General features: G+C 58.8%; 21 protein-coding genes and 1 pseudogene. 12 read left to right on the forward strand and 10 right to left on the reverse strand.

Annotation, left to right across the window (positions count from 1 at the left end; all coding sequences use genetic code 11):
* Position 1 precedes the first annotated feature (1 nt).
* The 9 genes from PFLQ2_RS02230 to queC all read left to right on the forward strand — a co-directional run bounded on the left by PFLQ2_RS02230 (position 2) and on the right by queC (position 10622).
* Positions 2-730, forward strand: a complete 729-nt coding sequence (locus PFLQ2_RS02230; RefSeq protein ID WP_003186572.1) for a class I SAM-dependent methyltransferase — start codon at positions 2-4, stop codon at positions 728-730.
* Positions 727-1209: a DUF3261 domain-containing protein gene (locus PFLQ2_RS02225; RefSeq protein WP_003186573.1), complete on the forward strand. Its 483-nt coding sequence runs from the start codon at positions 727-729 to the stop codon at positions 1207-1209. The genes PFLQ2_RS02230 and PFLQ2_RS02225 overlap by 4 nt, the downstream gene beginning before the upstream one ends.
* Entirely contained in the window at positions 1206-2402 is a 1197-nt protein-coding gene (locus PFLQ2_RS02220; RefSeq protein ID WP_003186574.1) for a beta-ketoacyl-[acyl-carrier-protein] synthase family protein, read from the forward strand. The genes PFLQ2_RS02225 and PFLQ2_RS02220 overlap by 4 nt, the downstream gene beginning before the upstream one ends.
* On the forward strand, positions 2399-2869 hold the full coding sequence (locus PFLQ2_RS02215) for a hotdog family protein (protein ID WP_003186575.1): 471 nt from the start codon (positions 2399-2401) through the stop codon (positions 2867-2869). The genes PFLQ2_RS02220 and PFLQ2_RS02215 overlap by 4 nt, the downstream gene beginning before the upstream one ends.
* On the forward strand, positions 2862-3590 hold the full coding sequence (gene fabG, locus PFLQ2_RS02210) for a 3-oxoacyl-ACP reductase FabG (protein ID WP_003186576.1): 729 nt from the start codon (positions 2862-2864) through the stop codon (positions 3588-3590). Before PFLQ2_RS02215 ends, fabG begins: the two co-directional genes overlap by 8 nt.
* A complete protein-coding gene (locus PFLQ2_RS02205) occupies positions 3590-4816 on the forward strand; it encodes a beta-ketoacyl-ACP synthase (protein WP_003186577.1) in 1227 nt (408 codons plus the stop codon). The genes fabG and PFLQ2_RS02205 overlap by 1 nt, the downstream gene beginning before the upstream one ends.
* Positions 4817-4856: 40 nt before the next feature.
* A complete protein-coding gene (locus tag PFLQ2_RS02200) occupies positions 4857-5303 on the forward strand; it encodes a hypothetical protein (RefSeq protein WP_003186578.1) in 447 nt (148 codons plus the stop codon).
* A gap of 319 nt (positions 5304-5622) precedes the next feature.
* Positions 5623-9687 (forward strand): dermonecrotic toxin domain-containing protein, encoded by a 4065-nt coding sequence (locus PFLQ2_RS02195; protein ID WP_003186579.1) that lies wholly within the window; start codon positions 5623-5625, stop codon positions 9685-9687.
* Positions 9688-9929: 242 nt separating this feature from the next.
* Positions 9930-10622, forward strand: coding sequence for a 7-cyano-7-deazaguanine synthase QueC (queC, locus tag PFLQ2_RS02190; protein WP_033046328.1), 693 nt, complete (start codon positions 9930-9932; stop codon positions 10620-10622).
* Between the two features lie 50 nt (positions 10623-10672).
* Here queC and PFLQ2_RS28245 read toward each other — a convergent pair.
* Positions 10673-11550 (reverse strand): annotated as a pseudogene (locus PFLQ2_RS28245) (queuosine precursor transporter).
* Entirely contained in the window at positions 11543-12139 is a 597-nt protein-coding gene (locus PFLQ2_RS02185) for a helix-turn-helix transcriptional regulator (RefSeq protein WP_003186583.1), read from the reverse strand. Before PFLQ2_RS02185 ends, PFLQ2_RS28245 begins: the two are co-directional and overlap by 8 nt.
* 373 nt (positions 12140-12512) lie before the next feature.
* Between PFLQ2_RS02185 and PFLQ2_RS02180 the strand changes: the two genes are divergently transcribed.
* Positions 12513-12842, forward strand: coding sequence for a DUF6124 family protein (locus tag PFLQ2_RS02180; protein ID WP_033046330.1), 330 nt, complete (start codon positions 12513-12515; stop codon positions 12840-12842).
* A gap of 158 nt (positions 12843-13000) precedes the next feature.
* Here PFLQ2_RS02180 and PFLQ2_RS30770 read toward each other — a convergent pair whose 3' ends face one another.
* Positions 13001-13300 carry a hypothetical protein gene (locus tag PFLQ2_RS30770; RefSeq protein ID WP_225970849.1) on the reverse strand — a complete coding sequence of 100 codons (300 nt, stop codon included), beginning with the start codon at positions 13298-13300 and terminating at the stop codon, positions 13001-13003.
* 660 nt (positions 13301-13960) lie between these two features.
* Here PFLQ2_RS30770 and PFLQ2_RS02175 point away from each other — a divergent pair.
* On the forward strand, positions 13961-14917 hold the full coding sequence (locus tag PFLQ2_RS02175; protein ID WP_003186586.1) for an alpha/beta fold hydrolase: 957 nt from the start codon (positions 13961-13963) through the stop codon (positions 14915-14917).
* A 65-nt stretch (positions 14918-14982) separates the two neighbouring features.
* Here PFLQ2_RS02175 and PFLQ2_RS02170 read toward each other — a convergent pair whose 3' ends face one another.
* Positions 14983-15915: a LysR family transcriptional regulator gene (locus PFLQ2_RS02170; RefSeq protein ID WP_003186587.1), complete on the reverse strand. Its 933-nt coding sequence runs from the start codon at positions 15913-15915 to the stop codon at positions 14983-14985.
* A gap of 140 nt (positions 15916-16055) precedes the next feature.
* Here PFLQ2_RS02170 and PFLQ2_RS02165 point away from each other — a divergent pair, with 140 nt between their 5' ends.
* Positions 16056-17312: an MFS transporter gene (locus tag PFLQ2_RS02165; RefSeq protein ID WP_371261246.1), complete on the forward strand. Its 1257-nt coding sequence runs from the start codon at positions 16056-16058 to the stop codon at positions 17310-17312.
* 24 nt (positions 17313-17336) lie between these two features.
* On the opposite strand, the gene gspM is transcribed toward PFLQ2_RS02165, so the two are convergent.
* Genes gspM through gspH form a run of 6 tightly spaced genes read right to left on the reverse strand, consistent with a single transcriptional unit; the run spans position 17337 to position 21115 of the window.
* Positions 17337-17798, reverse strand: coding sequence for a type II secretion system protein GspM (gspM, locus tag PFLQ2_RS02160; protein WP_003186589.1), 462 nt, complete (start codon positions 17796-17798; stop codon positions 17337-17339).
* Positions 17798-18901, reverse strand: coding sequence for a type II secretion system protein GspL (gene gspL / locus PFLQ2_RS02155; protein ID WP_003186590.1), 1104 nt, complete (start codon positions 18899-18901; stop codon positions 17798-17800). The genes gspM and gspL overlap by 1 nt, the downstream gene beginning before the upstream one ends.
* Positions 18901-19746 carry a general secretion pathway protein GspK gene (locus PFLQ2_RS02150; RefSeq protein ID WP_003186591.1) on the reverse strand — a complete coding sequence of 282 codons (846 nt, stop codon included), beginning with the start codon at positions 19744-19746 and terminating at the stop codon, positions 18901-18903. Before PFLQ2_RS02150 ends, gspL begins: the two co-directional genes overlap by 1 nt.
* Positions 19743-20276, reverse strand: coding sequence for a type II secretion system protein GspJ (locus PFLQ2_RS02145; protein WP_003186592.1), 534 nt, complete (start codon positions 20274-20276; stop codon positions 19743-19745). Before PFLQ2_RS02145 ends, PFLQ2_RS02150 begins: the two co-directional genes overlap by 4 nt.
* Complete coding sequence (gene gspI / locus PFLQ2_RS02140) at positions 20269-20655, reverse strand: type II secretion system minor pseudopilin GspI (RefSeq protein ID WP_003186593.1); 387 nt, start codon at positions 20653-20655, stop codon at positions 20269-20271. Before gspI ends, PFLQ2_RS02145 begins: the two co-directional genes overlap by 8 nt.
* Positions 20648-21115: a type II secretion system minor pseudopilin GspH gene (gene gspH / locus PFLQ2_RS02135; protein WP_003186594.1), complete on the reverse strand. Its 468-nt coding sequence runs from the start codon at positions 21113-21115 to the stop codon at positions 20648-20650. The genes gspI and gspH overlap by 8 nt, the downstream gene beginning before the upstream one ends.

The raw sequence follows: 21115 nt of genomic DNA on the forward strand, positions 1-21115 counted from the left end.
GATGAGCTACCTGAGCGACAACTACGTCGAAGAGACGCGCTTCGGCTTCTGGTTCCTGCGCAGCCATACGTGGCAGCACCATGTGCTGCGCGTGGCGATCAATGACCTGCGCAGTCTGTTCAGCCATCCGCTGCCGGCCAACCCAGTGTTGCTGGATGCCGGCTGCGGCCAAGGCAAGTCATTCCAATACCTGCGCCAGGCGTTCGCGCCGAAAAGCCTGATCGGGGTGGACGCCGACCCTCATAGCCTCGAACTGAGCGCTGGCGAAGCCGCACGCCAGGGCATCACGGTGGAACTGATCGGCAGCGACTGCGCACAATTGGCCGTGCCGGATGCCAGCGTCGATCTGCTGTTCTGCCATCAGACTTTCCATCACCTGGTGGAACAGGAAAAAGCCCTCGCCGAGTTCTACCGTGTACTCAAGCCCGGCGGCTACCTGATGTTCGCCGAGTCCACCGAAGCCTACATCGACACCTGGGTGATCCGCTGGCTGTTCCGCCACCCCATGCATGTACAAAAAAGTGCCGCGCAATACCTTGAGATGATCCGCAGCGAGGGTTTCGAGTTCGAGGCGCGCAACGTGTCCTACCCGTACCTGTGGTGGAGCCGCGCCAAGGATTTCGGCTTGCTGGAACGCCTTGGCTTGCGCCGGCCCAAACCGTTTGGCGAGCGCGAGGAAACCCTGGTCAACGTGGTGGCCCGCAAGCCGCTCGAAGGGGCCGCCGAATGATCCGTAGCCTGCTGATCGGCTGCCTGCTGCTGCTTGGCGCCTGCGCCAGCCAGGCGCCACTGCCCGAGCGCACACCGACCCTGGCGCTGCCCATGCAATTGCACATCGAACGAAAACTCGACGGCCAGCGCCAGGACTGGTTGCTGGTAATCCAGCGTGAAGAGGCCGGCATCCGCTGGTCGATGATGGACCCGCTGGGCATTCCCGTGGCCCGCCAGCGCCTGGTCGACGGCCAGTGGCAGGCCGACGGCCTGTTACCGCCCAACGCCGAAGCCCGGGAGCTGTTCGCCGCGCTGCTGTTTGCCCTGACCCCCGAAACCGAACTGCCGGGCAATTACCCAAGCGCCCGACAACAGGCCTCGCAACGGACCCTCGATACGCGTTGGCAGGTACGTTACGAGCGGCCGTTGGACTTCGAAGTAAGCCTGCCCGAAGGCCCGCATTACCGCATCACATCGTTGACCGAGAGCGCCCCATGACCGCCTACCTGAATGCGCTCGGGGTGATCTGTGCCCTGGGCCGCGACAAGCGCACCGTTGCGCGCAACCTGTTTGCCGGCGACTGCTCGGGCGTGCGCATCGAAGACAGCTGGGTGGCCGAGCGAACGTTGCCGGTGGCCTCGGTGTCAGGCGAACTCGCCAGCATCCCGCAAGGACTGGAGGCGCAGCGCAGCCGCAATAATCAATTGCTGCTGGAAGCAGGGCTGCAGATTCGCGCCGAGATCGATCAGGCCATTCAGGCATACGGCCGTGCCCGCATCGGCATCGTACTGGGCACCAGCACTTCGGGCATCGATGAAGCCAGCCATGGCATTGCCCATTACTTGCGCGAACAGCGTTTCCCCGACGGCTACGACTACCAGCAGCAGGAACTCAGTGCACCGGCCAATTTCCTGTCCGATTGGCTCGGCCTGAGCGGCCCCTCCTACGTGATTTCCACCGCTTGCACTTCCAGCGCCCGGGCGTTGATGAGCGCCCGCCGCCTGCTGGACCTGGGTCTGTGCGATGCCGTGCTCTGCGGTGGCGTCGACAGCCTGTGCAAGCTGACGCTCAACGGTTTCTCCGCCCTGGAAGCGGTGTCGAGCGATCGCTGCAACCCGTTTTCAGTGAATCGCAGCGGCATCAATATTGGCGAAGCAGCGGTGCTGTTTCTCATGAGCAAGACACCCTCTGAAGGCACACCGATTGCCTTGCTGGGCGACGGCGCCAGTTCCGACGCCCACCATATTTCCGCCCCTGAACCCAGTGGGCGTGGCGCCCGCCAGGCCATGGAAAAAGCCCTGCACTGCGCAGGCCTGGCGCCCGGCCAGATCGACTACCTGAACCTGCACGGCACCGCCACGCAACACAATGACGCCATGGAAAGCCAGGCGGTGGCCGGTCTGTTTCCGGCAGGTGTGCCGTGTTCATCCACCAAGCCCATGACCGGCCATACCCTCGGCGCAGCCGGGGCGCTGGAAGCCGCGTTCTGCTGGCTGGCGCTGAGCAGCGAAAACCCCGCCCGGGCGCTGCCACCCCACGTCTGGGACGGCCAGGCCGATCCTGGGCTGCCGGCATTGGATTGGGTAACGGCCAATACCCGCCTGAACCCGACATCGCCGCGTCGCCTGATGAGCAACTCGTTTGCCTTCGGCGGCAACAACGTCAGCCTGATAATCGGAGACGCCCCATGATTGACTGGCCGCTCGCCGAGCTGCTGCCCCACGCAGGCGACATGATCCTCATCGACCGGATCCTGGCCTTCGATGACGAGCAGATCCATACCCAGACCACGGTTAAACCCGGTGGTTTGTTCAACCGTGAGGACGGCGCGCTGCCGGCCTGGGTCGGCATCGAGTTGATGGCCCAGAGCGTCGCGGCGTTTGCCGGTTGCCATGCGCGCCAACGCGGTGATGCCGTGGAGCTGGGCTTTTTGCTCGGCACGCGCAAGTTCGAATGCAACGTCGAATGTTTTCCGGTCGGCACTGAACTGACCATCCACGGCGTGCGTTCCCTGGAAGACGACAACGGCATGGGCGTGTTCGAATGCCACATCAATGCCCCCGGCATCCATGCCACGGCCCGGCTGAACGTGTTCCGCCCACCCCAGGCCGCCCAATACCTCAACGATAAACCGCAACAGGAAACCCGCCATGACTGAATCCGTACTGGTCACCGGCTCCAGCCGTGGCATCGGTCGCGCCATCGCCCTGCGCCTGGCGCAGGCCGGGCATGACATTGTGTTGCACTGCCGCAGCGGCCGCGCCGAGGCCGAAGCCGTCCAGGCGCAGATCCAGGCCCTGGGCCGCAACGCCCGAGTGCTGCAATTCGATGTGGCCGACCGTGCCGCCTGCAAGGCCATTCTCGAAGCCGATGTCGACACCCATGGCGCCTATTACGGCGTGGTGCTCAACGCCGGCCTGACTCGTGACGGCGCCTTTCCGGCCTTGAGCGAGGACGACTGGGACACGGTGATGCGCACCAACCTCGACGGTTTCTATAACGTGCTGCACCCGGTGATGATGCCGATGATTCGTCGTCGCGCCGCCGGACGGATCGTTTGCATCACCTCGGTTTCCGGCCTGATCGGCAACCGCGGCCAGGTCAACTACAGCGCCTCGAAGGCCGGTTTGATCGGCGCGGCCAAGGCATTGGCAATCGAGTTGGGCAAGCGCAAGATCACCGTCAATTGCGTCGCGCCTGGGCTGATCGACACCGCCATGCTCGATGAAAACGTACCCGTGGAAGAACTGATGAAAATGATCCCCGCCCAGCGCATGGGCACGCCTGAAGAGGTGGCTGGCGCGGTGAATTTCCTGATGTCCGCCGAAGCTGGCTACATCACTCGGCAGGTCTTGGCCGTCAATGGAGGCTTGTGCTGATGAAGCGCGTTGTCGTCACCGGCATGGCCGGCATCACCTCGGTGGGCAGCGACTGGGACACCATCGCCGCGAACTTCGCTGCCAACCGCAGCGGTATCCGGCGCATGGCTGAGTGGGACCGCTTTACCGAGCTGAACACCCGCCTGGCGGGGCCTATCGACGATTTCCTGGTCCCGGCCCATTGGACGCGCAAGCAACTGCGCAGCATGGGCCGGGTCTCGCGCCTGGCGGTGGGCGCGGCGGAACAGGCCCTGGCCGACGCCGGCCTGCTGGGCGACGCGTCGATCAAGGATGGGCGCATGGGCGTGTCCTGCGGGTCGTCCACCGGCAGCACCGACGAGATCAAGGCCTTCGGCAACATGCTGCTCAACAGCGTGGCCGAAGGGCTGAACGCCAACTCTTATGTGCGGATGATGCCCCACACCACAGCGGCGAATATCAGCATTTTCTTCGGCCTGACCGGGCGCCTGATTCCCACCTCCAGCGCCTGCACCAGCGGCAGCCATGGCATCGGCTACGCCTACGAGGCGATCAAGTTCGGCCGCCTGCCTTTGATGCTTGCCGGCGGTGCGGAAGAACTGTGCCCGACCGAAGCGATGGTCTTCGATGCGCTCTACGCCACCAGCTTGAAAAACGATGCGCCGCAAACCAGCCCGCGTCCCTACGACAAGGACCGCGATGGCCTGGTGATCGGTGAAGGCGCCGGCATGCTGGTGCTCGAAGAACTGGAGCACGCCCTGGCGCGTGGCGCGCATATCCATGCCGAAATCGTTGGCTTTGGCAGCAACGCCGATGGCCAGCACGCCACCCGGCCAGAACTGGGCACCATGCGCCGGGCCATGGAGCTGGCCCTGGAAGACGCCGGCCTCGAGCCTGCCGCCATCGGCTACGTCAACGGCCACGGCACCGCCACCGAACAGGGCGATATTGCCGAAACCCTGGCCACCAGCAGCCTGTTTGGCGAACGCATGCCCATCAGTTCGCAGAAGAGCTTCCTCGGCCATACCCTGGGTGCCTGCGGGGCGTTGGAGTCCTGGTTCAGCATCGAAATGCTCAACCGCGACCTCTACGTGCATACCTTCAACCTCGACGAGGTGGACCCCCAATGTGGCAAGCTCGATTACCTGCGCAATGAATTCAGGTCGATGAGCAACGAATACGTGATGAACAACAACTTCGCCTTTGGTGGGGTCAACACCTCGCTGATTTTCCGCCGCTGGCACTGAATCGGATTCAAAACCCCGTACCCTCGTCAAGGAGACCATGATGTCGTTGAAGAAGATCGCCGTAACCGCCGCCCTGTTGCTCAGCACCCTGCCGACCCTCAGCCAGGCTCGTGATACCGCCCTGTACCTGCCGTTCGACAAAGTCGTCGCCGAAGCCATCCGCACCGGCAAGATCGACGGCAGCGTGAAGTTCTACCTGGCCGGCAACAAACCGGCCGGCACCGTCACCGTGATCAGCCCGGGTGCCGTGACCAACAAGAAAACCAACGCGTTCAACAAGTCCGATGAAGTGGCTTGCGAATGGGTGCTGCAATCGGCCCTGATCACCCTGCACCAGGCCGCCAAGAATGCGGGCGCCAACGCCGTCACCAACATCGTCAGCTTCTACAAGAGCAACGAGCGCAAAGACCCTACCACCTACGAATGCCACGCCGGCGCGATCATGGCGGGCGTTGCGTTGAAAGGGGACTTGGCGAAGGTGCAATAAGCCCGACCGCTATCGCAAGCAAGCTCGTTCCCACAGGGGACCTGTGTCGAACACAGATTCCTTGTCCGCTGAAAGTCCAGTGTGGGAGCGAGCCTGTTCACGAAGAGGCCGTCACATCCAACATCCTTGCAAGCCAAACCACCGCTATCGCGATCAAGCTCGCGCCCACAGCAATTGTGGTTCCGCAGGCCTGTAGCGTCCTGGCGGAAGGAATTTTCATACCCTTGCCGGCACCGTTGCGTGCGGTATCTATGTACCACCTCGCCTTCGCCTTTTTTCAATAGGTTGTCTCTTCCAAACAATTTCTCAGGAAGAGAACATGCCGCAAGACAACCCGCTACAGGCCGCCAGCGCCACAGACCCAAGCGCCCTGCTGATGCATCAGCTGAAGGCCTCGCAGCAGCAAATGATCCGGCTGAACGACGCCGTCCCACGCTTCTCGAAGGTAGCGACGCGACATCTGGATTACTGGCTCAAGAGAGCTTTCCCCGCCCTATCGGGCCAGTTCACCCTCAACGAAATACTCGTCTGCCGGCTGCAAACCGGCGATGGACCCGCGTCGCAGCGAACGGTAATGGACACGGTCGCCCTCGACACACTTTTCTGGCGCTCGGTCGCCGGTAAGGTGAATGCGCGAGAGCTCTTCGACGATTTGGCCAATATCAATATCGTCACGAACAAAGACGATGCCACGCAGATGCCGATGGCCCTCAATAGCCTTGAAGCAAAAGCGGCAATCAAACAACTCATCAGCACTTCACCCGTTGTGCATGAACAACTGCTGACAGGCGCACTGGATGATTTCTGGAACAAGCCGCCCGATTTCAGCCCGAACCTCAACATCAACGATTGGCTGACTTTTGAACTGGGCATGCAACTCAAGGCCCAGGCGGATCTTCATCGGGTGGACGGAACGCTGAGCCTGCCGATGCACAAGGCGGTGACGGACCATGCGCTGTCGGGGCTGGACGCGGCGTCTCGCGCGAGGATGCCCGACAGCGATCGGCCTGGGGTGTACAGCCTGGAAATTACTCCCAAAGGGTGGTGGGCCAGCGTATCGATGCCGGCAGCCGTTGCGCTGACCCGGCATGACCGTGTCGAGGACTCGGGAAGCGCGGTGCTATATAGGCCGGGTAATCCGCTGCGAGTGTACGAAGACTTGGCGGCACTCAAGGCCAGTCTGGCGGAGGATGAAGACAGCGCTGTGGACGCGGTGAATCTCACACCCATTTCCGAAGACTTCCTCGCCCGCCTGGTCATGGACTTGCGATCAGTGCAAAAAACAGCCGTGGCCGAGGCAATGCTGAACGGTCCGGCAGAAGGCGAGGACATCACTGCCTGGATCGCCAGGGTGGACACTGCGGCAGACGTCGGGCAAAGGCTGGACCTGGCGGGCGCCATGGACGAGCGCGCGTTACGGTTGTATCAGAAAAAACTCGACGACTGGCTGCGCGGCAATCCCAACGTCACTGGCAATGATCGCGTGGCCTGGTGGCGGGCGGTGCAAGACCTGCAATTCACCACGGTGGATGCGCCACCATTGCCGGACCCGGTGACACTGGCCACCCCTGAGGCCATTGCGGACCGCACCCGCACGTTGCTCGCCGGTTTCATCAAGGATAAATACGCCCCGGTCGATCCTGATTCGGTGTCGCTGAGTATTCGCAAGCAGATCATCGACCCCAACGCGCCGACGGGCGAGTCGCCATTTGGCTCCGGGGTAGCGCTGGGCAAGGCGCAGGCAATGTATGAAGACCGCCGTTCCATGACCGAGTGGGCGATGTCCAACCTGACGCCGGACGAACGCAATGCGGCTCACACGACCGTCGAAGGGCCGTTGTCCTTCGCGCAGATTGTCGAAGTCATCGAACGGGCGAACGTCGGCGCCCGGCTACCGGCCGCAGTGCAGGTCGCGGCCCGGGAGCGCCAGGCAGAATGGATGCTGCTGAAGGCCAGGCAAATGCGTGCGCAGGCATGGGCAGCCCATATCTCAGGCGACTTTACGCAAGACAAGGACAACACCGGGCTGAACCTGGTGCTCTCGGCACTCGACAGTCCGGCCCCCGAGGATCGCCGCAAGGTCAATGGGCACGAGGTGGTGGTCCGACAGATTCAATGGGGCGATAGCGTGTTGAAAGAGCTGCTGGCCTTCGGGGTCAAAACCTTCGCCAGCCGGCCCTCGTTGACGCTGTACACACCTGGTGCGCCGGACGGCAAAATGTTCAGGGACATAGACGCCGGAAGCGACCGGGAGCTGGAAGCCGCCCTGGTAAAGACGCTCACGGCTTCGCTGGAAATGACCCGCTGGTTGATTGCGCAATTGCCCTTGATGGAGCAGGCCGATCAGCTTTCCAGCCTGGTGCCTGCATCGGAAAACCTGACACTCAACGAGAAAATCAAGAAAGTCACGCAGCCCACCCTCTCGTGGATAAAACACCGGGTACAGGATGATTTCGCCTTGAAAGTCGGGTCCCCGGTGGTTAAAGGCAACCTGCTCAAAACGCTGCACGAGACGCAAATCAGCCACGCGCTCAAGACAGTTGATGCACTGACAGTAACAAACGCCGAACGCAACAGCGCGGCAGCCCAGGAGGGGCGCAGGAATGGTGTCGCGTTGCTGACGGGCGCGATGGCCATGTTTTATGCCGGCCGCCTGGGCGGGGTACTCGGGCGCGCGATACTGCCCGTTATGGCCGGTGGCGCCGCGGTGTCGGCAATAAAAGACGAGGGCGGCAGTTTCAGCCAGTGGACGAGCGATTTCATCAGTGGGCTGGGTGAAGTCCTGGTAGAGGCCGGACAGGACTTGATCATGGCTCGCGCGGCACGACGCCGGGGCGACACTCGACCCCAACTGTCTCCCCTGCTCCGCATGCCTGATCCGGAACTCGGGCCATTCCTTTTAAGAGGCTTTGACGGCAAGGGGCTGATTCCCGAAGGTCGCAACCTGTTCAGGGACGCGAACGGGCAAGGTTACTTGAAGCTGGAAAATGACTACTGCAAAACCGCAGTGCAAGAAAGCCAGCGGATTATCTATTCGCCAAACAACCGTACCCACCAGCGGACCGTGACGTGGAAAAACGGTCGCTGGCAGATCGAGGCGCCGCAACGGTTGCTCGGTGGCGGAATCGTACAGAGCCTATTGAATCGGACCCCGGAAACGTCGCAGCAGAGGACTTACAACGCATTGCTGGAAGGCGTGCTGGTCGATCATCATTGGCCTTCTTGGGAAGTGATGAATACGGCAAGAAGTGTCATCCATACGATGCCCGGTGAACTGGCCGAACGCATCCTGCACGAGAGCATGAATGACCTCGGCGTCAACGACATCGACACCTATCGCTCGCTCTTGAGTCAAATCAACAGGCGCCTGCGAGGCCTCGCCCACCATAAAATCGCCCACGAAAAATTGCTTTATAAATTCAACGTCTGGCAGGCCATCGATTACTGCACCAAAGACATCGACTCACAGGTACGGGGGATCCAGCTTACTTCCGCCCAGAAAATAAAAATATTCGACATGACCCTGCCGCTCAAGAAAGAGCTTTTCGACAACGAGGGTAACTTCAAGATGATGATGTCCTCGTTGCCGGATAACCTTACCGGCGCGTTATTCATCACCATCATTCCCGACCAGGGAAAAAAGAAAGCGGCGATGACTAAGATCCAGAACGACATCAACGACGTGGTCAAAGCAGCGGAGAAGCGAGTCTGGGCAGAGCTGGGCGCTCTGTATTCGGGGGAGGGGCCCGAAGTTGAAGCCGCCAGGAATAAGTACAAAGCGACGCCCGAAAACTTCTTGGAATACAAAAAGAACAAGCTCAGCGCCTTCAGGGACGAGATGAAGAAACGGCACAAGCCCGGCCTGCTGACAGAACTGCGCAGTAACAGGATTCCCTACGTCATTGCCAACAGGGGCAAGTCGCAACGAAAAACCCTGCTGGTGACGGGAGAGGACATTAGCAACTTCACGAAAGACCTCTCGAACTACGACGCCTTCGATATCGAGGTCGTGACCCAGGTCCGGACGAAAAAGGTTCCCGGCAAGTCGCCCACCACCAGTACCCCTCCGGCCACCGCGCAGGCGTCGATTGCCACCGATAAATTCACGGTGAGCCTCAGCACACTGGCTGAAACCCAGATGTCTTATGACAACTTCCCCGAAGCAGCCAGGGCCAAGATCACCGAAATCATGGATGACATCCGAGCCGGCCGGGCCACGACAAAACGCATCAACAAATATTACTGGTACGACATGGCCCAGCTATCCCCCGGCAGCGGCAGAGGCGCATGGCGCGCTGCGTTTGAACGCAAGGGCGATACTTGGGTGCTTCAAGGGTTTTACGACTACCACGCGAATAAACCTGCGACGGTCTGGGAAGGCTAAGTGGAAAAATAAAGGATCGAGGTGAGCACCGATTGCCACGGCAAGCGCCGCCCCCCACACGGATAATTCTGAATATGCGGCGCCAGCCGTGGCAGCGATCCTCAAACCGCTTCACCTGCCACCGAAAAACCAAATAGAGAAAGCGGAGTACGCAATTTCGGAAACGTCCCACAACAAGGTGTTGAGCTTCGAGCTACGGTCACTTCTTCAACACCTATTGGGACAGGTCCAAAATGAATGAAATGAGAAAAAAAGCAGTCGTCGTTTTCAGCGGCGGCCAGGATTCAACCACTTGCCTGATTCACGCCTTGCCCCGGTACGACGAAGTTCATTGCATCACGTTCGACTACGGCCAACGCCACCGTGAAGAAATTGAAGTGGCGAAACGGCTCTGCAAAACCCTTGGCGTGACCGTACATAAAATACTGGATACCACGCTACTCAAGGAACTGGCCATCAGCAGCCTGACCCGCGATAACATTCCAGTACCTTCGGCAAACGAAGGCGATGGCCTGCCTAGCACTTTCGTACCCGGGCGCAATATTCTGTTTTTGACCCTGGCATCTATTTATGCGTATCAGGTGGGTGCGAAAACGCTTATCACCGGTGTGTGTGAAACCGACTTCTCGGGCTATCCGGATTGCCGCGATGCGTCTGTGAAGGCGCTGAACAACGCCATTGAACTGGGCATGGACTATCCCTTGCGCATCGAGACGCCCTTGATGTGGCTGAACAAAGCCCAAATCTGGGCGCTGGCCGATTATCACGGGCGGTTGGAGTTCATCGATCAACAGACACTGACATGCTACAACGGCATCAAGGGCAGTGGCTGCGGTGACTGCGCCGCCTGTCATCTGCGCGCAAAGGGCCTGAGCCACTACCTTGAAAGCCGGGTGGAGATCATGAACAGCCTGAAGACAAAACTGGATTTATAGGCCCAACGCTCGAAGGGTAATGGGCTATGAGGCAATAGCCCATTGAGCTCTTATGCAGGCTGGGCACCGGTTACGTACTTTCTAAACAACGCCCTGACGCCATAGGCGGGTAGTACATTAAAAACAGCAAAACACATCTTTATCACTATTTGAACATAGACTATGTTTAAGATTTCCGAAACTGGCATCTTTCCATAAAATGCAATAAAGCAAAAAATATAGCTATCTATTATCACCGCAAAGAAGGTACTGAGAAAAACCCGCAAGAATAAATATCTAGAATTTGTGAGTTCTTTTATTCGACATAACAAATAGGAATTCACATACTCAGAAAAAACGAAAGAAACCGACGACGCTACTAACACAGCTAGCACATGAGAGACAACCTCACTGTAGGGACCGTCAAGCTTCCAACCCGACAGTCCCGGAAGCCAACTGCTGCCACTTAATAAAACAAGAATAAACGCGTTACTTGCAAACCCAAACAGTATCGCCTTTCGTGCCAGCCTAAACCCATAAAACTCATTCAGCATATCCACCATAAGAAAAGTCAACGGATATAAAAAACACCTGGAGTAACCACCACATCGAAATATTCTATATAGACAAGCTTTGCGGCGGAAATATTAGTAAAAATATATATCGCAAACAGCATCAAATTCAAAACCACGTAAATCAACCATGATCGTTCATGACGATCCCTGACCTCGTAAGCAGTCAGTGCTGTTCCGCCCGAATAGTATTTCTTATAAACCTCCCGAATTTCCGACTTATTTAAATCATCCACAACTTCACTACGCAATAAATTCTCCAACTTTATTCTGATGACTTGTCCGGTTGCTATCACCATGATGATCGCGAGGCTTTTATGGTTGTCAAAGCCCAACAGCTTATATCTACTGTTCTCCATTCCTGGGCCATCAGCCATTGAAACGCTCCTCTATTATATCTCCAATCACAACAACTACATCCGGATCAACGCAAATCTCAGCAACGACGAAAAATCTGTCGATTACTTTATCGTACACCAGCTTTTCACTTTCTCTGGTCCATGCACCTTTCTTCACTATCAGTAAATCACCAGCATCATTCATCCCATTGATTTTGTTTTCCAATAAAACGCCTATCAAATTACACGCCGTGCCAAAATAATAAGTCAAGGAATGACTGATAATCAGCTCACCAATTCGCTTATTCATATTCTGAATGACCTGGCTTTCCTTGATGATCGGCACCGCAGCAGGGTTCATATTTCCATACAAGGACACACTGCTCTCTATAATCTCCTTCTCTTCAAAATCCACCGTCTCTATTTCTTCATAAGAAACACCAAAAAAATCGGATATCTTACGAATAGTGGACTGCTGTACGTTAACAACCCGGCCTTCTAGGATGTTGTAGATAGTTGTTCTGGTCAAACCGCTCGCATTACACAAGGACAGCTGTGTTTCCCCACGGCTTTTTATAAGGTATCTAATATTATTCCGTAGCTTTTCTGTCCGATCTCTTTTAAACATCTACGCCTCGCTACTTCCTTATAATCACAACAAATCAAACACCTTGACGAAACACCTTCGAAAGTGATTTTCATAGGGTGGGGCATGTTACACACCCTGCCTCTCAGAAAAAATACTTATATTTGAAATGCAGGGTATTTCCTACACACAAAGATCTTCGACTACGAATCGAGCGATATTTCTTACACCACAAAAAGAAAACCCTGAAGGAACTTCATAGACTCAATACAAATGAATCATTTTTTTACATAGATGTTAAATAATTTGATGGGTGCCAAAGGTTTTTCTGCTAAATATTACTGACCGTCAGTCAATACATAGTCCGGCTGGACAAATAAGAGTGACGCCCCTTAAATCTTGCAAGGAGCTCAACATGAACAGGACACCCCCCAACCTCCCTGAGTCCCCAGACTTCGACGACTCCCGAATGTACGACCCTGGCCGTCCCGAGCCTGCCAGTCATGTGTTCATGATCATTCCGGATGTCGACACCGAGTCCCTGCTTTGCCACGCCTGCGAAACCCTTACCTCGCTCAACGTCATGACCGCCGACCTCGCCTGCGAATTGCAAGGCCCACGGCGCAACGTGGCGCTGGCCATCCAACAGCTGGCCGTGTTGGGCGAGTTACTGGTCAACCGCGCCCTGGACAACCTGGCCCCGCCCCGAGGGCGCGCTGACGCACTGTTGAACAACCAACGCTGAGATGAAATCGCGGCCTACCGTACTGTGTCCATGCCGTGACCCAGCCGTTGGGAGGATGCCGATCAATTAAGCGAAATACCTTTGGGGGAGCGCCTGGTCAGTACCGGTGAGAATGGCTGTGCCGTCATCGCGAGCAGGCTCGCTCTCACAGGCATTCCTCATTCATTGGACTCCCCCCTCATCGTCTTCGAGTGCAGGCGGTGAACATCCGCCAGCTTAAGCGCGGGCAAGAAATCCTCTGCCATCGGCACGCCTTCACGCACGATGATAAAGAAACGTCTCTGGAGCGTATTGATGATCTCGTCGCCATTGCTCAGGCGGCTGCCGACCAGCGCAATGTTGCTGTTGGCTTCCCCGGCGGCGGTTACGATCCGCGCCGTGCTGCCATCGGCGTACACAACCTGGTCGCCTTTCTGCGCTGCTCGTATTTTCCAGCCATTATCCAAGGTGAACCGCAACGACGATGACGCTTGCTGGACCGTTCCGCCGTTACGAGTCTGGCTACCCTCAGTGGCTACTCGGTAAATAGCGAGTGGAGGATGAGCTTCGACTTAAGATTTTTGACGATTAATAAAGGCCACGACTGTTTCGTCGCAACCCTCCAGTTGCCGTTGCACCAAATACAAGTCATCCAAATGGCGGAGCGATTCATGAGAGATTTCGTTGGTGTAAGGGGCATGCAAAGATGGACGCATTTCCAGGGGCCTTATTCAGGGGTTTCAGGCAGCGTCCCTTTCCGTCGGGAAGGCGCACTGAGCCGGATGACTCGAAATAATGAATAAAACATTGCAGCGCTGGCGAGTCGCAACCCCAAAAACACGGCATCTGTAGCGAACAGGAAACGTCGTAACTAGGAACGCGCGATTTCCTACAGTCGGGAGGAGCCTTACGCAAGTTACACCTTATTTTCCACCCGCCCCTCTTCTGCTGATTCAATTGGAGCAGCGCTTTTTTTGCCACTTGTCGGAACTGTCAGCTCTGACAGTATCGAGGGGATCCGGGATAGCTCCAGTCTTTTAGACATCGTTGGGGCAACAGTCGGTAAACCGCTCGGCCTTATGAGCCGCAACACGCGCCTCAGAAACATTAACCTGGCTCCAGACATGGATAAAAAATTGATGGACACAATAGCCTGGTCCGGCCGCGCAGCCATGTCTACCAACCACGCCACATCCTCTTCGGGGAAACAAAACAGCGTCGTTATTGACGGCGTGGAACTTACACGTGCCTATGCATACGTGAACGGCATTCGCCTGCACTACCTTATGAGCGGTGATGGCCAACACCCAGTTCTGCTGGTGCATGGGTTTCCAGGCAGCTGGCGTAATTGGGAGCCGTTGGTAGGTGCACTGGCGCGTGCCGACTTTACGCTGATCATTCCTGATTATCGCGGTGCTGGAGAAACAGATATATCCATCAGTGGCTACGACAAAAAAAACATGGCACATGACTTACACGAGCTGGTAACGCTGCTGAATATCAAGCAGGTCGATATCGTAGGTCACGACATGGGGTTAATCATTGCCTACGCCTACGCAGCGTTATATCCCGAAGAAACCAAACACATCATATTGATGGATGGATTCATTCCAGGTATCCCCGGCTGGGAAACCGCTTATAACGGGAACCCTGCGGCCGGCATTGCGAGCAAATGGCACTTCCGCTTTTTTGGCGAAACGGCCATCCGCATGATCCGAGGGCAGGAAAAAACCTACTTGGACATGTTTTTTGATGATTTTGTCTTCGAAGGCAACGACAAAGTGCCAGATGAGGTGCGACAGGCGCTGGTGGAAGACTACTCCCGGCCCGGACGCATGGAAGCCGCCTTCAAGCTGTATTCAGCCTGGATAACGGATGATGCGAATGACAACCAGGAGTTTTCCAAGAATAAACTGACTGTTCCTGTGCTCACCATCGGCGGTGACCATTCGAGAGGAAAGACCTTGGCCGAGCAGGCCTTGTGCATCGCTACACAACCGCATTCATTGATATTGGTAGACACCGGGCATTGGGTGCTGGAAGAACAAACGCAGGCTACCCGCGAGGCGATTTTGGCGTTTTTGCGAAATAGATAATGATCGGACGGTACAGCCTGTACAAAAAAGTCTGAGCCCTTTTTCACACTTAGCCAGAGCCCGGATCACTTGGAGCGTTCCGCAAGATTGAGAGATGCTTGCGTCGATAACTCCACCCCATCGTTTAACAACGCCACAAACGCCTTCGCCATCGGCGAGCGCTGGTCCTTGCGCTGCACCAGCCACACCGCCGAGACCGCCGCCGGGTCGAGCAGCGGCCGGTAGACCACGCCATCGATACGCATGCGTTGGTAAGACGCTGGCAATACCGAAACGCCAAGCCCCGCCGCGACCAAGCCAATGATGGTCATGGCTTCGCCGGCTTCCTGGGCGAAATGCGGGCTGAAGCCAGCGTCGCGGGCCAGGCTCAGGAGTTGGGCATAGAGGCCGCTGCCGTAGCTGCGGGGGAAGAACACGAACGGTTCCTGGGCCAATGCCGAAAGAAACAGGCCTTCTTCATTGCCCTGGGCCAGGGGATGCTTGGCACTGAGCACAGCCACCAGGGGTTCGCGACTGAGTTCGATTTCCCTGAGGGAGTCGGGCAATGGCAGCGGACGCATGATGCCCACCTCGATCGCGTCATCCAGCAGCGCATCGGCCACCTGGGTGCTGCTCATTTCCCGCAGGTTCAGGTGCACGGCCGGAAAGCGTTGGCGAAAGGCGAATATCGCCTGGGGAATGGTGGAGTTGAATGGCGCCGAAGAGGTGAAGCCGATTTTCAGCTCGCCCAGTTCCCCCAACTGGGCACGGCGGGCCACGTCAGCCGCCTTGTCGACTTGGGCCAATACCCGGCGTGCCTCTTCGAGGAACAATCGCCCGGCCTCGCTCAATTCGACCCGACGATTGGTGCGCTCGAACAACCGCGCGCCAATCTCCTGCTCCAGGGCTTGGATCTGCTGGCTCAAAGGAGGCTGGGAAATACCCAGGGCCAGGGCGGCCCGGCCGAAATGCAGTTCTTCGGCGACGGCGATGAAGTAGCGCAGGTGACGCAATTCCATGGGCAATCCAATAGGTCGTAAAACGTCTTAAACAGGTCGAACAATATATTGGATAGAAAGATTACCCGGCTATATGCTTTTTCCATTGCCTGCCTGGCCGTGCTTCGCTGAGGTCCACCGTGAAAACTGCTCTCGCTCCATTGGCCCATGAAATCCCGCCTCGTGTGCAGGATGACGCCGTCGCCGAACTCAAAGACATTTACATCGAAAAAGGCACGCCGAAGTTCATGCGCACGGTGCTGGCGCTGTTCAGCGGTGGCTTTGCAACGTTCGCCCTGCTGTATTGCGTGCAGCCGATGATGCCGCTGTTGTCCAGGGAGTTCTCCGTCAATGCGGCGCAAAGTAGCCTGATCCTGTCGGTGGCGACCGGCCTGCTCGCCATCGGCCTGTTGATCACCGGCCCGATTTCCGACCGCATCGGCCGCAAGCCAGTGATGGTCGCGGCGCTGTTCGCCGCATCGGTGTGCACGATCGCCAGCGCGATGATGCCGACCTGGCACGGCGTGTTACTGCTACGCGCCTTGGTGGGGCTGTCGTTGAGCGGATTGGCGGCGGTGGCGATGACCTATCTGAGTGAAGAAATCCATCCCAAACACATTGGCCTGGCGATGGGGCTGTACATCGCCGGCAACGCCATCGGCGGCATGTGCGGACGCCTGATTACTGGGGTATTGATCGATTTTGTCAGCTGGCACACGGCAATGCTGGTGATCGGCGGCCTGGCCCTGATTGCGGCGGCGGTGTTCTGGAGGATCCTTCCCGAGTCGCGTAACTTCCGTCCCCGCTCGCTGCACCCGCGCAGCCTGCTGGACGGTTTCACCATGCACTTTCGCGACGCCGGCCTGCCGCTGCTGTTCCTGGAAGCCTTCGTCTTGATGGGCGCATTCGTCACGCTGTTCAACTACATCGGCTACCGCCTGCTGGCCGAGCCGTATCACCTGGATCAGGCCTTCGTCGGTTTGCTGTCGGTGGTGTATCTGTCGGGCATCTACAGCTCGGCGAAAGTCGGCGCGCTGGCAGACAAGCTCGGTCGTCGCAAGATGCTCTGGGCAACCATCGCCCTGATGCTCGCCGGCCTTGCGCTGACCATGGCCACGCCGCTGTGGCTGGTTGTCCTGGGCATGCTGGTGTTCACCTTCGGTTTCTTCGGCGCCCACTCGGTCGCCAGCAGTTGGATCGGTCGTCGTGCCCTCAAAGCCAAGGGGCAGGCCTCGTCGCTTTACCTGTTCAGCTATTACGCCGGTTCAAGCGTCGCGGGCACGGCAGGCGGCGTAGCTTGGCATCTGGCAGGCTGGAACGGGATCGGCCTGTTCATCGGCAGCTTGCTCGCGGTGGCGTTGTGGGTGGCGGTAAAACTGGCGAAATTGCCGTTGCTGCCGGGGAATGTTCAGGTTTAGACCAGGTCCCCAATTCGAACAGTTTTAGTTGATCTGGCCCAACACCACCCGCGCCTCAAGCACCCCGTCCCGCGCTTCCAGGCTCAACGACTGCAACGCCGTGCCGTCCCGCTCGTGTTGATCCAACCAATGAAGCAACCGGCTGGCATCGCCGCTGACGGTGAGTCGCAACGAGTCGCCGTCGATCTGCATTTCGGCCATGTCCAACCCCGCCGCCGTCGCACTGTCACTGGCTCGCACCGACAAGGGCCGTGTAGCGGCGCTCATGTCCCGGACGGGCTCGGCGCGCTGGATCCGGGCGCTCAGTTCGGCCTGCTGGCGATACTGTCGTTCGGCAATGTCCAGCCGTTGCCGGGTGGGTTGCCAGATCGAGGTATAACCCACCGCCACCCACACCAGAGCGGCCAGTCCCAGCAACAAACCTCTCTCACGACGTGACAACCTCCCCCACGCCTGCATCAAGCCCCGCCATGCATTGACGTTCATCAACTGTCCTCCAGCGTGAGGATGGCCTGCACCCGATTGTCCTGCTTACTGGCGCTGCCCAATGCGAGGGGCAGCCCGTTTTGCTGTCCGCGCTCGCGCAACTGTTCGAGTTCGATGAAGCTATTGGCCGTCAACTGGATCTTCCAGCCTTCGCCTTCACGAAAATCGATGCGCTGCACCTCGACATTGCTGGCGCCAATGACCTGCTCCGTGAGACGCACCAGCCGCGCAACTTGAGTGTCCCGAGGCGGCCCACCTCGGCTCTGCAAGGCCTGGAATTGTGCCGCCAGGTCGACGATCCGGCTTTGCCCGGGATACAGCGACCTGAATTGCTGCTCCGCCTGGGCATACAGGCGCCGGGTTTCGCTCTCAAGGAACCGCACCCGGGCCTCATTGAAAGCCCAACTGAGCACCAGTGCTCCCAGCGCAGCCACCGCCGCACCGCGCCAAGGCAGAGGCCGGCGACGCCGACGAAACTCACCCTGCAACAGATCGATGGAATGTCCACCGCTGCTCAGTAGCCAGTCATCGATGCCCTGGCAATCTCGTGTTTCATCCAGCCAATGCATGTCCTCGGGCAAGCCCGGCTTGAGCGCCGCCAAGGCTCGGGCGGACAACGACAGCCGCGCCGACAGCGCGCCGCCCAGCAACCAGCGACCGAACCAGCGCACGCCATACGCCTTGTCGTCAGGCAACAGATCGGCATCGACATGCACTGTACCCACATCGATTCCTTGCTCAGCGAGCAGGGCCAGCAACGCTTGGAATCGGGCTCGCTGGGTCACGATCAGCGGATAGCGCTGTTGACGATCCCGTGGGCCGACGCTGATGTGCAGCGCCTCCAGGTTCTCACTCAGTTGCTCTTCGATGGCGAACGCAAGCGCCTGGGGTCGGGGATGGCGCCGTGAGGGCCACGGCTCGCTGCGCAACCCGCTGCACATTTCCATCGGCAACAACACATCGACGACATGCCCATGCAGCTCGCGGGCCGCTTCGTGCAAGGGCATGCAACGCCGTTCGCCCGCTGGCGACCACACGCAGCAGGGCCAATTGGCGCAAGGCGCGCTCAAGCCGTCAGCGGTCAGGTAAAGCCAGGTTTTCATCAAGGACGCTCGTTGGGGCTGATGGGCAGGAAACGACGCTGGAGCACCGTCCAGCGTCCGGTTAAGGGGTTACGCTCGATATCCGAGGCCAGGCGCAGGCGGCTGCCTGCGTGCGTCACGCTCACGGTGATGCGGAACCAGCGGCTGCTGACCCCCAGGCCATGGCTGCTGAGGCCCAATCCGGACAGCAACGGGTCGTTGGTAAAGGCCTGCACACTGGTGTAGGGCGCTTGCGCGCGTTGGCTGATCAACGCCTTGGCCGGCTCGGCCTCCATGCCGTCCAGGGTCATCAATAATCGCTGCGGTGCGGTATTGATGTTCAGTCGCGCCTCCTTGGGCAGCAGCACCACCCAGGGTTCCAGGCGGCGCAGCGTCTGGCCATCCATGTCTGGCAACAAACGCAATTGACTCAACTCCTTGACCGCCCCGACCTGAGGCAACACCAGCGGCGGTAGATCCAGCGAAGCGAGCAACCGCGTCCAACGGCCGAGGGTGACTGGGTCGATTTGGCCCCGGGCCAGTAACGCGTTGAGGTTCAAGCGCCCGGACAAATCCTCGATATCGATATGAAGCCTGGCGTCTTCCACTTCGAATACCGGCTCGAACCGAGCCCAATCCTGGCTCAGGTCCACGGGCCCGGACGGCGTAATCGCACTGCCTTCCAGCTTCGCCTGGGCCCAGGCTTCACCGGCCAACCCCAACTGCCGCAGTTGGACCTGTTGCAACTGCTGCGCGCTGCTTTTGAGCAACAGGCGATGACTGCGCAGCATGCCACCGACCAGCAGCAGCGCCAGGCTCAGCACCAGCAACACGCTGATCAGCGCCACGCCTCGTTGTCGATTCATGGCAACGCCCCCGGCAACAGCAGCACGCGACGGACCTGTTCGAAACGCCCCGTCGACAGGATCAATTCCAGCGCCAACGGCGGTGTATCACGCACCGTGTCGCCGCGCCAACCCCGTTGCGGATCGAACACACGCCAATCGAGGCTGTGTACGCCTTCGAGCAGTTTTTGCCGCTGCTCGCGGGTCGTGCCTTCACCGACACTGTCGCGCCACAACGCGGCGCCCTCGAGTCGATAGTCCACCGTTTGTCGCTCACTGCGCGGCTGGTCCAGTGGGTTGCGCCAATGGCTGCGCTGCAGTTGCAGATGTCCCTGCGTGAGCACGACAGTACCGTCGACGGCCTGCCACACATCCCGTTCGATCACCGCCACGGCACGCTGCAAGGCCCGGATCTCGCGCTCATGTTGGCCAGCGCCCTGCTGGGCACGCACCGCGCCATCGAACAAACGCCAACCGGCCAGGCCGAGCAGGGCAAAAATGGCGATGGCGATGACCAGTTCCAACAAGGTGAAGCCCGACTGTTTATTCATGGCGATTGCGGATCCACCCGGTGGTGCGGTGCACGACCATCGGGCTACCGGCGCGGCTGACCTGGATCTCGACCTGGAGCAGACGCGGGTCATTGGCTGGCGCGATTCGCTGTTGCAGGGTCCAGTCGCGACGATCCAGGTGTCGGTCCAGCAACTGTTGCCCTGGCGACGTAGCGGCTTGCAGGCGCAGTTCGCTCAACTGGTTGTCCGCCAGCCAGGCGCCGAACAGGCGATCCTCGAGCCCGGCGCTTTGCTTGAGCACGAACTGGCTGGCCGAGAGCACAGCCGCCGCCACCGTGGCGAATATCGCCAGGGCAATCATGACCTCCAACAAAGTGAACCCCTGGCAACCGGCGGCCAGCCTGCGAGTATCACGCATCGATCGACGGCTCCGCCAAACCATCACTCGACACCTGCGCAACCGGCTGGCCGAAGGCTCGGATGAACAATCTGAACGGGCTGATCTCATCACTGCTGAGCATCAGCAATTGCGGCGGGCCCTGGGCATCATCGAGGGGCACGACGTGACCGTCCTGCTCCAGCCCAAGGGTCAGGTTTTCGGGCAACCGGTAAATCGCCGCCACGGCAGTCCAATCCCTGGCCTCGAATCGCATGGCCTGATAGCCGCCACGCTGTATCCGCAGCCCATATTCCTGCCCCTCCAGCACCGCTCGTTCGCGCAATTGCTGCACCGCACGGACGAAGTCCTCGGCTTGCTGACGGGACTCACGGGCCGGGCTCGGGCCGAGGGCGAGGCTGACCATGCTCGCCAATACGCCAATCAGAACGATGACGACCATCAGTTCCAGCAAGGTAAAGCCCCGACAACGACGGCCCAT

Origin of the sequence: Pseudomonas fluorescens Q2-87 (assembly GCF_000281895.1) — a bacterium.
Classification (GTDB): domain Bacteria; phylum Pseudomonadota; class Gammaproteobacteria; order Pseudomonadales; family Pseudomonadaceae; genus Aquipseudomonas; species Aquipseudomonas fluorescens_S.